We start from the raw sequence: 12,423 nt of genomic DNA, 5'->3' as shown, positions 1-12,423 counted from the left end.
CGTGCTGGATAGGGGCCTATCTGTATACACCGCTTCTTTGACGAGAGATGTTTTCAAAAATGCCAAGAGAATACCGCCTGTCGCGGAGGGCCTTCATCGTGGGCTCCATATCCACTACGGCGACGCTCGCAGGGTGCGCGAGCACGATGCCATCCCCCCGACATGTGCCGATCCCGAAAGAGTTCAGCCGGCCGATCGTGCCGGCGACGAACGCGGAACTGGGGGCCCGGTACGCTGCCATCGAGGATGGCGGCCATCTTATTCCGGCCGTCTCGTACGAGCAGATGGATCCGAAGTACTATCGCCAGCGCGTTGCGGATCCGACCGGCGAGCTGGCAGGCACGGTCGTGGTCGATACGCCCGGAAGGTTCCTCTACCTGGTCGAACCGGGCGGTACGGCGATGCGCTATGGGGTCGGTATCGGCCGCGACGGTTTTGCCTGGGAAGGCGAAGGCGTTATCCATTGGCGACAGGCCTGGCCGCGTTGGAAGCCGCCGGGCGAGATGATCGCGCGCCAGCCGCATCTCGAGAAGTATTCGGTTGCGAATGGCGGCATGGATCCGGGTGTCTCGAATCCGCTCGGCTCGCGCGCGCTCTACATCTTCCAGAACGGCCAGGATACGCTCTATCGTCTGCACGGCACGCCGGAATGGCAATCGATCGGCAAGGCGACGTCGTCCGGCTGCGTCAGGTTGGTGAACCAGGATGTCATCGATCTCTACACGCGTGTGCCCTACCATGCCCGGATCGTCGTACATCAGCGGCCCCTGGCTCCGCCCCAAGCGCAAGCGCAAGCCCAAGGCCAAGGCCAAGGCCAAGGCCAAGCCCAAGCCCAAGCCCAAGCCCAAGCATAAGCCTAAGCCTGCTCCTCTTACCATCGTGGCCCGAACGGCCCTGCCGTTCGGGTTCGATCCCTTGCCGCCGCGCCGGGACGGATACGGACGTCGCAGTGCCTCATGAATTTGCGCCATACCGCGTCGCCCGCTCTCTGTCCGGATCCCTCCAACTGTGCGTTTGAGCCCAGTTCCTGCATTTTTGCGCGGGGCCCTATCGAGGAGTATTGTCGAGAATGTCCGGTTTTCACGCGCAATCATTGAAAGTGGATGAAATGCTCTACATTCAACTCTGGAGCGCCCTTGGCGCGTTTGCTTGGCGCTCTGGATAGTGAGCGGGAGACGAGCGGAAGACCGCGTGACATCGTTCTCGCGCTCCGAAAAGCAATAAAAGTCTATGCTTTCGGGAGGAAGAGATGAAAGGCAGAACCCAGATTGGGGGGAGGACGTCGCGTCGCAAATTCCTGAGCGGCGCAGCAATGGCCGGGGCGGCGATGGTCGCAGCACCGAGTATCGTCAAGGCACAGGGGCCAGTGAACATGCGCTGGCAGAGCACCTGGCCTTCGAAGGACATCTTTCACGAATTCGCGCTCGATTTCGCCAAGAAGGTCAACGACATGACCGGTGGCGACCTCAAGATCGAGGTACTGCCGGCGGGAGCCGTCGTGCCCGCCTTCGGCCTGCTCGACGCGGTGTCCCAAGGAACGCTCGACGGCGGCCACGGCGTCGTCGCCTACCACTATGGCAAACAGTCGGCGCTGGCGTTGTGGGGCTCCGGGCCGGGCTTCGCCATGGATGCCAACATGCTGCTCGCCTGGCACAAATACGGCGGCGGCAAGGAGCTGCTGGCAAAGCTCTATGAATCAATCGGCGCCAATGTCGTTTCTCTCCTCTACGGACCGATGCCGACGCAGCCGCTCGGCTGGTTCAAGAAGCCGGTTGCCAAGGCCGAGGACCTGCAGGGCCTGAAGTTCCGCACCGTCGGCATCTCGATCGACGTCTTCACCGGTCTCGGTGCCGCCGTCAACGCACTGCCGGGCGGAGAAATCGTCGCGGCACTGGACCGCGGCCTGCTCGATGCGGCCGAGTTCAACAATGCCTCGTCCGACCGAGTGTTAGGTTTCCCGGACGTCTCGAAGATCTGCATGCTGCAGAGCTATCACCAGAATGCCGAACAGTTCGAGATCCTGTTCAACAGGACCAAATATGACGGCCTGCCCGAGCAGATGAAGGCGATAATCTCCAACGCGGCGGAGGCCGCGTCGCAGGACATGCATTGGAAGGCAATCGACCGCTATTCGAAAGACTATGTCGAGATGCAGACGACCGACCAGGTCAAGTTCTACAAGACGCCGGAGGCGATCCTCAAAAGGCAGCTCGAAGTCTATGACGAGGTGGTGAAGAAGAAGGCGGCGGAAAACCCGTTGTTCAAGGAGGTCATCCAGTCCCAAATTGCCTTTGCCGATCGGGCGACGCGATGGGAACAGGATACCGTCGTCGGCCGGCGGCTGGTCTTCGATCATTACTTCGGCCAGGAGGGCGTGGCCAAGGAGCTTTAGCTCGACAGGGCCGTGGGCCGTCTGGCCCAGGGCCGCAAACGTCACCGATTGCAATAAAGATAGAGCGGTGATGCGGCCACGGCCGCGTCTGCCGCCGGTGGGAGGCGCGGGGTGAACGTTCAGCATTTTCTCCTGAGGGTCGATGCGATCAGCGTCTGGATCGGGAAGGCCGCCGCCTGGCTGATCATCGGCCTGATGACGCTCGTCTGCGTCGAGGTCTTCAAGCGCTACATCCTCAACATGCCGACAGCGTGGATCTTCGACGCCAGCAACATGTTCTACGGCACGCTGTTCATGCTTGCCGGCGCCTATGCGCTGGCGCAGAACGCCCATGTGCGCGGCGATTTCCTCTATAGTTCGCTTAAGCCCCGCACGCAGGCGGCGCTCGATCTTTTGCTCTACATCCTGTTCTTCCTGCCAGGCGTCGCAGCGCTCGTCTATGCCGGCTACGACTATGCGGCGCTGTCGTGGCGGATCGGCGAGCATTCGACCGTGACGGCGGAAGGTCCGCCGATCTACCACTTCAAGACGGTCATCCCGATCGCGGGCGCGCTGGTGATGCTGCAGGGGCTCGCGGAGATCGTTCGCTGTATCCTGTGCCTCAGAACCGGGGAGTGGCCGGAGCGGCTGCGCGACGTCGAGGAGATCGACGTGGTCGCCGAGCAGCTCGCCCACAGCGAATATGTCGACCTGGAAGCCCGCGAAGCGGCGATCGAACGGGCGCAGAACATCGAAAAGGCGGCCCGGCAGCGGGGAATGGGGGGAGAGATCGAACCGTGAGCGATCAGTTTCTGGGACTGACGATGCTGATGCTCATCGTCGTCGTCATCATCATGGGCTTTCCGACCGCCTTCACGCTGATGGGGCTCGGCATGCTCTTCGGCTTCTACGCCTTCTACAATCCGGCCGAGCACTGGATCGACAACCGCGTCTTCGACCTGATGGTCCAGCGCACCTATGGGGCGATGACCAACGACGTGCTGATCTCGATCCCGCTCTTCGTGCTGATGGGCTACGTGATGGAGCGCGGTGCGCTCGTCGACAAGATGTTCTACAGCATCCAGCTTTCCTTCCGGCGGTTGCCGGCGTCGCTCGCCGTCGCGACGCTGATCGTCTGCACTTTCTGGGGCATCGCCAGCGGCCTCGTCGGCGCCGTGGTGGTGTTGATGGGGGTGATCGCCATGAACCCGATGCTGCGCGCCGGCTATGACGTGAAGCTCGCCTCCGGGGTGATCACTGCGGGCGGCACGCTCGGCATTCTCATCCCGCCCTCGGTGATGATCATCGTCTATGCGGCGGTGGCGGGGCAGTCCGTGGTCAAGCTCTATGCCGCGACGATGCTGCCGGGCTTCTTCCTGTCGTTCCTCTATCTCGCCTACATTCTCGGCTGGGCGGCGATCAATCCGAAGATCGCGCCGGCTTTGCCCGAGGAGCAGACGCGGGTTCCGGTCGCCTCCTGGATGCGCAGCCTCCAAACGGCCTACTCCCCGAACATGCTGGCCGGGCTTTTCCGCGCCCTGGTCTCGCCGGCGAGGGCGCTGGCGCTGGAGACGGGCGAGGGGCGGCTGACCTATTGGCGGCTCGTCAAGAATTTCGGCGCGGCGCTTGTGCCCTTCTCGCTGACGGCCTTCACCCTGGCACTCGTCTGGTGGTATGCCGTCATCCATCCGCAGGCTTCCGCCGAGACGGAAGCGCCGGAGGGGCTGGAACAGCTCGGCGCGCCCGCCGCCGATGCCGGGCCGGCCGTCGTCAACGGGCCGACGACGGCTTTCTATGTGTCCTTCGGTATCGCGGCCGCGATCGCGACCGTGGTGCTCCTCCGCTATTACCGCAACATGAGCGCCGAGCGGCTGCAGGTGATGAAGCTGCTCGTCTCCTCCGTCATGCCGCTTGCCATCCTCACCGTCCTCGTGCTCGCCGTCATCCTGTTCGGCATCACGACCGCAACGGAGTCCGCGGCGGTCGGCGCCGCCGGCGCCTTCCTGCTTGCCTTCCAGGCGCGCACGCTCAACTGGAAACGCACCAAGGAGGCGGTGTTCCTGACGGCGAAGACCACGGCCATGGTCTGCTGGCTCTTCGTCGGCTCGGCGCTTTTCTCCGCCGTCTTCGCCATCCTCGGCGGACAGGCGCTGATCGAGCAATGGGTGCTCGCACTCGACCTCACGCCCGTTCAGTTCATGATCCTGTCGCAGGCGATCATCTTCCTCCTCGGCTGGCCGCTCGAATGGACCGAAATCATCATCATCTTCGTGCCGATCTTCCTGCCGATGCTGAGGCACTTCGACATCGACCCGGTGCTCTGGGGCGTGCTCGTCTTCGTCAACCTGCAGGCGGCCTTCCTGTCGCCGCCGGTCGCGATGTCGGCCTACTATCTGAAGGGCGTGTCGCCGCCGCACGTCACCCTGAACCAGATCTTCGCCGGCATGATGCCCTACATGCTGATCGTCATCCTCTGCATGATCATCATGTATCTCTGGCCCGGCATGACGCTCTGGCTGCCGGAATATCTCTACGGCTGAAAGTGCTACAGACGCGGCGCGTCTGTTAAGAAACCCGGCGCTGTAGGCCAGACGTCCTGGGCCGAATTTTAACAGTAACGTACTTCATCACTCGGTCCCGGACTTCGTATCGTGTCTCCGACAGAGGAAGGAGGGCGGCCGTGAGCATGATCGACATCTTTGCCTGGATCGTGCTGATCGTGCTCGTGTTGAGCACGGTCTTCGTGATCGTCTTCCTCGCCATGCTGCCGGGCATGATCGCGAAACGGCGCAACCATCCCTGGGCAGAAGCAGTCACCGTCGGTGGGTGGGTGACGCTGTTCTTCGGCTTCGTGCTCTGGCCGATTGTGCTGATCTGGGCCTATGTCGATGTCCCGGCATCGGCCGCAAGGGAGCGGCGGCCATGATCGTCGTCCTCCTCAATGTCTATCTCGTCCTCCTGTTCTGCCTGGTGAAGTTCGGGATCATCCCATTCAACCTGTTCTGGAAGATCTCGCCGATCCTAGTGCTGTTCCTTCTGCTGGTTGGCCTGTTCATCCCGATGAACTGGGGCGCGCCGCAAGGCTTGGCGCTGGTCGTGCGCAATTCGGTCGGCATCGTGCCGAATGTCGCGGGCGAGGTCGTCGACGTGCCAGTGGCGGCGAACGCGCCGCTCAAGGCCGGCGACGTGCTGTTCCGTATCGATCCCGTGCCTTACCAATCGAAGGTCGAGGCGCTCGAGGCGGAGTTGAAGTTCCAGGAACTGCGGCTGGCGCAGACGACGCAACTGCAGACGACCGGGGCCGGCCCGGCCTTCGACGTGCAGCAGCGGCAGGCCGAGGTCGACAATCTCAGGGCGCAGATCACCAATGCCCGCTGGGATCTCGACAAGACGACGGTCCGCGCGCCGGCCGACGGTTACGTGACCAATCTGGCGCTCCGGAAGGGCGCGCGTGTTTCCAACCTGCCGCTGTCGCCGGTGATGGCGTTCATCGACACGTCCGAGACGATCATCGGCGTCGAAATCCCCCAGATCGACGCGCGCTATATCGCACCCGGGCAACCGGTGGAGGCGACGTTCAAGTTCGCGCCCGGCGAGGTTTACACCGGCACGGTCGAAAGCGTCCTGCAGGCCGTTGCCACGGGGCAGACGCAGACATCCGGGACGGCGGTCGCGCCGACGACGATCGAGAGCGTGCCCTTCATCGTTCGGGTGAAGCTGGACGACCAGGATTTCGCCAACCGCCTGCCGGCCGGCGCCACCGGCGACGCGGCGATCTTCACCGACCGGGTCAAGCCCGCGCACGTGGTCCGCCGTGTATTGCTCCGGCAGATCGCGATCACGAACTATATCAACCCGTTCTGATCCAGCTGCAACGTATACGCACATTCTTGCCTCGCCTCACGCGGCTGTGATAATTTGGCGCCTTTCCGCCCATGGGGAGAACGAAGATGGCGCGGAGCATGTCGTATTTTCTTTGCGTCCCTGTTCTTTGCGTCCTGCTTTCGGCCTCCGCCGTTGCGGCAGGGCCGTTGCATGACGCGGCGAGGGACGGCGACGTCGCTCGGGTGAAGGAACTCATCGACCAGGGCGCCAAGGTGGCGGAACCGGACGACTCCGGCGAGCCCGCATTGCTGATCGCCGCGCTCGCCGGGAAGAGCGATGTCGTCGCGCTTCTCCTGGAGCAGGGCGCCGACATCGAGATCCGCAACAAGGGCGGGCTTACCGCGCTGCATGCGGCCGCCTATGGCGGAAGCCTCGACACCGTCAAGCTGCTCGTCGAAAAAGGTGCCGCCGTCAACGACGACAAGAATTTCTACAAGATGACGCCGCTCCATGCGGCGGCCGAGGAGGGCCACGCGGATGTGGTCGCTTTTCTGCTCACCAACAAGGCGGTGGTCGAGGCGAAGGAAAGAAACGGCTATACGCCGCTGACCCAGGCGGGTTGGCGCGAGCACTGGGATGCCGCGGGGCTGCTGCTCAAGGCAGGTGCTGTCTGCCAGGGCGCCGATCTGGTCGGCGAATGGCTCTACACCGAGTGCACCAAACGGAAATGACGTTCCGCGGGTAGCGGTCGGAATTCGGAGGACTGTCATGAGGGACTATCAACGTAAATGCCGGATGCGGATAGCCGTCGCGCTCGGTGCGGCGACCATGCTCTTCTCCATGGGCGGGATTGCGCGCGCCGAAGACCTCGTCAACACCGGCTATTTTGGCGACGTCGCCATCAAGGGCTATGACCCGGTAGCTTACTTCACCGAAAACAAGGCCGTCGAGGGATCGGCGAAATATTCGCACCGCTGGCTCGGCGCCACCTGGCATTTCGCCAGCGCCGAACATCGCGACCTTTTCATGCGCGAGCCCTCGAAATACGCCCCGCAATATGGCGGCTATTGCGCCGATGGTGTCTCCTTCGGGACCGTCACCACCAATATCGACCCGAAGGCGTGGCGCATCATCGACGGCAAGCTCTACATCAGCTACGACCCGGGTGCCGCCGACGGCTTCGAAAAGAACCCCAACAAGGTGGTCGACTCGCAGAAGCACTGGTCCGAGGTGCAGCAGACGCTGGTTACCGAAAAGCTGCACACCAATTGGCAGGCAAGCGCCGAGTGAGGCTCTAAGAAACTTGGTCGGCCGCGACACACTCTGTTCGCGGTCGACCGAGTGCAATGTCCTCACGCTGGCAATGGCGCCGGCTCAGCCTTCTCAGCCTTGGGGAAGGGCCTGAAGGTCAGGGCGATCAGGAAGGCGCCGATCCCGATGCCCCAGGCGCCGATATAGAGCCAGCCGTAGCTCGCGAAGGCGTCGTAGATCAGACCGCCAGCCAAAGGACCGGTTGCCATGCCCAGGCTGCCAGCCATTGCCGTCCCGCCGATGACAGTGCCCATCATGCGCAGGGGAAAGTTCTCGCGGGCGATCACGGCGTATAGTGGCATGATCCCGGCGTAGATGAAGCCGAACACCGCCGCCACCGCATAAAACGCGCCAAGATCGCGGACGAAAAAATACGCCAATGCGCCGAACGCCTGGAGCAGCAGCCCTGAGACCAGGACGCGCTTGGCGCCGAACCGATCCCCGAAAAGACCGAAGGCGACGCGACCGCCCATGCCCGCCAGCCCCTCCACGCTATAGATCGAGACCGCCGCAATCATTGGGATGCCGCAGCTGATCGCGTAGCTCACCGTGTGGAAAATCGGTCCCGAATGCGTGGCGCAACAGAAGAAGTTCGTCAGAAACAGGATGATGAACTGAGGCGATCTCATCGCCTGTCCTACGGACATGGCGGTTTCCTGCTCTCCAGCCGGTGAAGCGACGGCATTTTGGCCTTCGAGAGCGGGCGGTCGGCGTACCAGCAGCGCGACCGGGATCATCACGGCCGCGGTAAAGGCGGCGATGATCAGGAGGGACGTTCTCCAGTCATAGATGGTCACGAGCCAGGCCGCGAAGGGCGACATGGTCATGGGCGCCATTCCCATGCCGGCCGAGACGAGAGACACGGCAAGGCTGCGGTGTGTCTCGAACCAGCCGGTCACGCAGGCCATCATCGGGGCAAAGATCGCGGCGGTAGCACCGCCGACAGCCAAACCGAACACGAGTTGAAACTCGATAAGGGAGGTCGCCTGGCTTGCCAGAGCGAGGGCTGCGGCCAAGACAGCCGAGCCAATCAACACCACAAGGCGAGGCCCCCAGCGGTCTGACAGCGTACCCCAGATCATGCTTGCCAGCGCCATGGCGAGAAACCCGATGGTCATGGCACTGGAGACGCCGGTGACGGACCACCCGGTATCGCGGGAAATCGGCAGAAGGAAAACCGGAAGTGAAAACATGGAGCCGATTGCGATGCAGCCCAACAGGCCGCCGGCGGCAACAATCACCCAGCGATATGGACTTTGCGTCTGGATCTGCGCATTCGACATGAAAAGACCTCTTGGCAAAATTGGCGACGCCCAGGCAGGTGGCGCTCCTTCAAGACGAACGAGCTGATTGAAAAACGACATGCCTTTAAAAAATTCTGCAGCGGGCGTAGCAGGCGGCTTACCGCCCGCCGTTTGTCATCGTGCCCGACGTGGGGGCGGGTTCGGAGGCGGGTCGTCCAATCCTACCTCGGCCGACGGATGGCTCTGATCTTGCCGGCGCGCCCCCCGCCGCAGAAGAAGCGGTCGCGGCCGTCGGATTCCAGCCCCGACACGCCCATACCAGGCGGCATGTCGAGCCGCTCCAGGACCGCGCCCGTTTCGGGATCGACGCGCCGGACATCGGCCTCGTCGCCTTCCCAGGTGCCGTGCCAGAGTTCGCCGTCGATCCAGGTGACGCCGGTGACGACGCGGTTGGACTCGATGGTGCGGAGGATTTTTCCGGTCTCGGGATCGATCTGGTGGATCCTGCGGCCCCGGTGCTGGCCCACCCAGAGCGTGCCTTCGGCCCAGGCGAGCCCCGAGTCACCGCCGCCTCCCGGTGCCGGGATTGTCGCGAGCACGCGGCCGCTCTTCGGATCGATTTTCTGGATGCGGTCCTCGGCGATCTGGAACAGGTGCCGGCCGTCGAAAGCCGTTCCCGCATGGGCGGCGACATCGATCGAGCGCGTCAATTCTCCGCTCGCCGGATCGACGGCGTTCAGCCGGTCGCCGGAGGCGAACCAGACGTGACTGCCGTCGAACGTGACGCCATGCACGTCGTCTGCTTCGGGGAAGGGGCCGTATTCACGAAGGATTTCGGCGGCGGATCGTTTCATGCTTTTCCTCCTGATGCATGATCTCCTGCAGCGCGGCACAAAGCTCGCCGCAGCATTTGGCTTGCCGCGATGCGCCGATCGATCCGATGGGCCGACATCGCAAGCTTACTCCACGATTTTCCAATAGGAGTCCTTGCGGATCACCTTTCCGTTGCGAAACGTGTAGAAGTCACAACCCCGGACCTCTATTCTCGTTCCCTCGCGGTTCGTGCCTGTAAGGGTCCATTTCGAAATGCCGGTATCGGCCGCGGAATCCACAAAATGCTCGTCGTCGTCATAGTGGACATCAGGCAGGCCTTCGAAGCGTGTTGCCAGCGCGTCACGCACGTTCCGTTTGCCCTCAAAACGGGAACCCCAGGGCATGTTTCCTCTCGGCATCTCCAGGACGCAATCGTCAGAAAAGAACGCCATGATGCGATCGAGGTCATGGGCGTTAAAGGCCCCGCATAGCTCCGTCAGTGTCGATCGAATGTCCATCGCGCCAGTCTCCATCTACAGCGTCCTTTGCGCGTCTGATCAGACGCGCAAAGGACGCTGTAGCACTTTGAATTGCCGCATGTTCTTATCCTTAAATCAGCTCCGATTTAAGGAAACATGCGGTAGCCGAAAGCCTGCCGAGAAGTATCCGTCTTTATCCAGCCCGCATCAATCGGGCCCTGGCCGATGACGCCGTAGCCTCACACTAGTCGTTCGGCAGCGGGCCCGGGAGTAACAAGATTGTCGGGAAGCCGGTGAGCGGCGGGGTCATCCAGCGGCGCGCCGGACCGCGGCCGAAAGCCTGCACCTTGCCGTCTGCAGCGAGCTGTTCGAGCGCCCGCTGCACGGTACGAGGGCTGGCGTCGAGCGCGATCGCCAGCGCGGAGCTGGACCAGGATTCGCCGTCGGCAAGGAAGGCAAGCACCGCCGCGTGCCGCTCCTCGACAGGTGGCGCCAGCACGACGACCTCGTGCGCATGGCGCGGCACCAGCGCGAAGCCTCGCTTCGTCGCGCTTATGTCCGCGAGCGCCCGTAACTCGGCGCGAAGCCGGCCGATTTCCACCCTGAGCCGCGCGCGATGGGATTCATCGGCGTGTTTCGCGCGGAAGGCGCGGGAAAGCAGCGTGCTCCTCGGCACGTCTCCCGGCCAGGCGTCGGCCAGCGCACGCGCCAGCGCGAAGAGGATCGGGCGCGTCGCGAGCGAGACCGCCAGCCTCTCGTCCCTGACGACGTTGCGGCAGGCGTCGACGACGAGCGCACCGGACGAAAGCAGCGCCTCGACCTCCTCGAGCAGGAGGGGCTGTTCCTCGCCGCGTGCGATCAGGCGCGCCGCCGGTGTCTTCAGCACCAGCGATGCGGTCTCGACCTCCGCCGTCAGCGCCGGGATATCCGCCTCGCGCGCGGCCTCGGAGGCGCGCGTGAGCGCGGCGCGCGCGGCCTGCGTCTGCAGGCGCCGGGCAGCGATGCCCGCGACTGCCAGTTCATGGGCGGCGCGCAAGGCTGGGGGAAGCGGGGAGGGATCGAACCCGGCCAGCATGCGCTCGGCCTCGTCGAGGCGGCCGATCAGCAGCAGCCGCCGGACCTCGACGTTCAGTGCATGGGCGGCATTCGCCCGGTCGCCGTGCGCTTCGAGCGTCACGCGTGCGGCGTCGAGGGCCTTTGCGGGCCAGGTGAGGTCGCGCGAGACGAGCGCAATCTCGGCTTCGGCGACGACGCAGCGGGCGCGCGCCACCGCCTCCTTCCGGCCGAAGGCGCGCGCGGCGCTCTTCAGCAGTGCCTTCGCGCGAACAAGATCGCCGAGCTGAGCCATGGCGATGCCCCGGAGCGCCAGCGCGGGCGGATCATCGCGGAGCGCAACCCGCTTCAAGGCGCCGAGCGGATCGCCCGTTGCAAGCGCGCGTGCCGCGGCGGTGATCAGCGAATCCATCGGAATCCCGTCACACTTGTCACTCTCACCATTCGTTCTCCCGTCCTAATCTGCCTCACGACCAAACGAAGCAGCACGTCGCGCCAGGAAGGTACGACGACAAATGGCCAAAGGAGAAGAGTGATGACGGCACATGTGACCGGAACCCGTGACGAATGGCTGGCAGCGCGGCTCGACCTGCTCCAGGAGGAGAAGGAGCTGACGCGGCGCAGCGACGAGCTGGCGCTCAGGCGTCAGGCGCTGCCCTGGGTCCGGATCGACAAGGACTACCGGTTCGACACCGAGGACGGAAACGTTTCGATCAAAGACCTCTTCCGCGGGCGTTCGCAGCTCCTCGTCTACCACTTCATGTTCGGACCGGACTACACGGCCGGTTGCCCGTCCTGCTCCTCGATCGCGGACGGGTTCAACGGCATCGTCGTTCATCTTGAGAACCACGATGTCGCCTTCTCGGCGGTGTCGCGCGCGCCGCTCGCAAAACTGCAGGCGTTCAAGAAGAGGATGGGGTGGAGCTTTCCCTGGGCGTCCTCGAACGACGGCGAGTTCAACCGAGACTTCAGCGTCTGGTTCACCGCGGAAGAGCAGCGCGCGGGCACCATAGAATACAATTTCCGCCGCGAGCCGCCGGCGCCGGAGCCGCTTGCCGGAAAGACCGTTCGGGAGTGGAGCGGCGACGAGGGGCCGGTCGCGCAAATCGCGGCCATGACCGGCACCGACGTTCCCACCTACACGCGCGACAGGCCCGGCGTCAGCGCCTTCGTGCTCGACGACGGTGTCGTCTACCACACCTATTCCAGCTATGCGCGCGGACTGGACGGGCTGTGGGGCGTGTATCAGTGGCTCGACCGAGCGCCTCTGGGGCGTAACGAGAACGGTATCTGGTGGCGCCACCGCGACGCCTATGGGCGGGGTTGA

13 protein-coding genes are annotated in these 12,423 nt (G+C 63.7%); 9 read left to right on the top strand and 4 right to left on the bottom strand.

Translation table 11 applies throughout. From position 1 onward, the window contains the following. Positions 1 to 47 precede the first annotated feature (47 nt). From RB548_RS11540 to RB548_RS11505, 8 genes are all read left to right on the top strand, one after another. Positions 48 to 854, top strand: a complete 807-nt coding sequence (locus RB548_RS11540; RefSeq protein WP_408642370.1) for a L,D-transpeptidase — start codon at positions 48 to 50, stop codon at positions 852 to 854. A 395-nt stretch (positions 855 to 1,249) separates the two neighbouring features. Beyond that, entirely contained in the window at positions 1,250 to 2,392 is a 1,143-nt protein-coding gene (locus RB548_RS11535) for a TRAP transporter substrate-binding protein (RefSeq protein ID WP_331371454.1), read from the top strand. Positions 2,393 to 2,503: 111 nt separating this feature from the next. After that, positions 2,504 to 3,172 (top strand): TRAP transporter small permease subunit, encoded by a 669-nt coding sequence (locus RB548_RS11530; RefSeq protein WP_331371453.1) that lies wholly within the window; start codon positions 2,504 to 2,506, stop codon positions 3,170 to 3,172. Then, positions 3,169 to 4,911 carry a TRAP transporter large permease gene (locus tag RB548_RS11525; RefSeq protein ID WP_331371452.1) on the top strand — a complete coding sequence of 581 codons (1,743 nt, stop codon included), beginning with the start codon at positions 3,169 to 3,171 and terminating at the stop codon, positions 4,909 to 4,911. The genes RB548_RS11530 and RB548_RS11525 overlap by 4 nt, the downstream gene beginning before the upstream one ends. Positions 4,912 to 5,051: 140 nt before the next feature. Continuing rightward, on the top strand, positions 5,052 to 5,297 hold the full coding sequence (locus tag RB548_RS11520; protein WP_331371451.1) for a DUF3302 domain-containing protein: 246 nt from the start codon (positions 5,052 to 5,054) through the stop codon (positions 5,295 to 5,297). After that, positions 5,294 to 6,235, top strand: a complete 942-nt coding sequence (locus RB548_RS11515; protein WP_331371450.1) for an HlyD family secretion protein — start codon at positions 5,294 to 5,296, stop codon at positions 6,233 to 6,235. Before RB548_RS11520 ends, RB548_RS11515 begins: the two co-directional genes overlap by 4 nt. Positions 6,236 to 6,333: 98 nt before the next feature. Then, complete coding sequence (locus RB548_RS11510; RefSeq protein ID WP_331374942.1) at positions 6,334 to 6,927, top strand: ankyrin repeat domain-containing protein; 594 nt, start codon at positions 6,334 to 6,336, stop codon at positions 6,925 to 6,927. 37 nt (positions 6,928 to 6,964) lie between these two features. Next, positions 6,965 to 7,486, top strand: a complete 522-nt coding sequence (locus tag RB548_RS11505; RefSeq protein WP_331371449.1) for a YHS domain-containing (seleno)protein — start codon at positions 6,965 to 6,967, stop codon at positions 7,484 to 7,486. 62 nt (positions 7,487 to 7,548) lie between these two features. On the opposite strand, the gene RB548_RS11500 is transcribed toward RB548_RS11505, so the two are convergent. From RB548_RS11500 to RB548_RS11485, 4 genes are all read right to left on the bottom strand, one after another. Then, on the bottom strand, positions 7,549 to 8,790 hold the full coding sequence (locus RB548_RS11500; RefSeq protein WP_331371448.1) for an MFS transporter: 1,242 nt from the start codon (positions 8,788 to 8,790) through the stop codon (positions 7,549 to 7,551). Between the two features lie 182 nt (positions 8,791 to 8,972). Beyond that, complete coding sequence (locus RB548_RS11495) at positions 8,973 to 9,605, bottom strand: Vgb family protein (RefSeq protein ID WP_331371447.1); 633 nt, start codon at positions 9,603 to 9,605, stop codon at positions 8,973 to 8,975. A 105-nt stretch (positions 9,606 to 9,710) separates the two neighbouring features. After that, positions 9,711 to 10,082, bottom strand: a complete 372-nt coding sequence (locus RB548_RS11490) for a nuclear transport factor 2 family protein (RefSeq protein ID WP_331371446.1) — start codon at positions 10,080 to 10,082, stop codon at positions 9,711 to 9,713. A 205-nt stretch (positions 10,083 to 10,287) separates the two neighbouring features. Then, positions 10,288 to 11,508, bottom strand: coding sequence for a helix-turn-helix domain-containing protein (locus tag RB548_RS11485; RefSeq protein ID WP_331371445.1), 1,221 nt, complete (start codon positions 11,506 to 11,508; stop codon positions 10,288 to 10,290). 123 nt (positions 11,509 to 11,631) lie between these two features. Here RB548_RS11485 and RB548_RS11480 point away from each other — a divergent pair, with 123 nt between their 5' ends. Continuing rightward, entirely contained in the window at positions 11,632 to 12,423 is a 792-nt protein-coding gene (locus RB548_RS11480) for a DUF899 domain-containing protein (RefSeq protein WP_331371444.1), read from the top strand.

Origin of the sequence: Sinorhizobium chiapasense, assembly GCF_036488675.1 — a bacterium.
In the GTDB taxonomy this organism is placed as follows: Bacteria; Pseudomonadota; Alphaproteobacteria; order Rhizobiales; family Rhizobiaceae; genus Sinorhizobium; species Sinorhizobium chiapasense.
Note: the sequence above shows the minus strand (reverse complement) of the source record. Positions and strands in the feature narration are given on the sequence as shown.

Coding starts and splice junctions, on each gene's coding strand:
- RB548_RS11485 (WP_331371445.1), bottom strand. CDS start 11,508: ATGGATTCGCTGATCACCGCCGCGGCACGCGCGCTTGCAACGGGCGAT.
- RB548_RS11495 (WP_331371447.1), bottom strand. CDS start 9,605: ATGAAACGATCCGCCGCCGAAATCCTTCGTGAATACGGCCCCTTCCCC.
- RB548_RS11540 (WP_408642370.1), top strand. CDS start 48: ATGTTTTCAAAAATGCCAAGAGAATACCGCCTGTCGCGGAGGGCCTTC.
- RB548_RS11515 (WP_331371450.1), top strand. CDS start 5,294: ATGATCGTCGTCCTCCTCAATGTCTATCTCGTCCTCCTGTTCTGCCTG.
- RB548_RS11535 (WP_331371454.1), top strand. CDS start 1,250: ATGAAAGGCAGAACCCAGATTGGGGGGAGGACGTCGCGTCGCAAATTC.
- RB548_RS11505 (WP_331371449.1), top strand. CDS start 6,965: ATGAGGGACTATCAACGTAAATGCCGGATGCGGATAGCCGTCGCGCTC.
- RB548_RS11500 (WP_331371448.1), bottom strand. CDS start 8,790: ATGTCGAATGCGCAGATCCAGACGCAAAGTCCATATCGCTGGGTGATT.
- RB548_RS11490 (WP_331371446.1), bottom strand. CDS start 10,082: ATGGACATTCGATCGACACTGACGGAGCTATGCGGGGCCTTTAACGCC.
- RB548_RS11480 (WP_331371444.1), top strand. CDS start 11,632: ATGACGGCACATGTGACCGGAACCCGTGACGAATGGCTGGCAGCGCGG.
- RB548_RS11510 (WP_331374942.1), top strand. CDS start 6,334: ATGTCGTATTTTCTTTGCGTCCCTGTTCTTTGCGTCCTGCTTTCGGCC.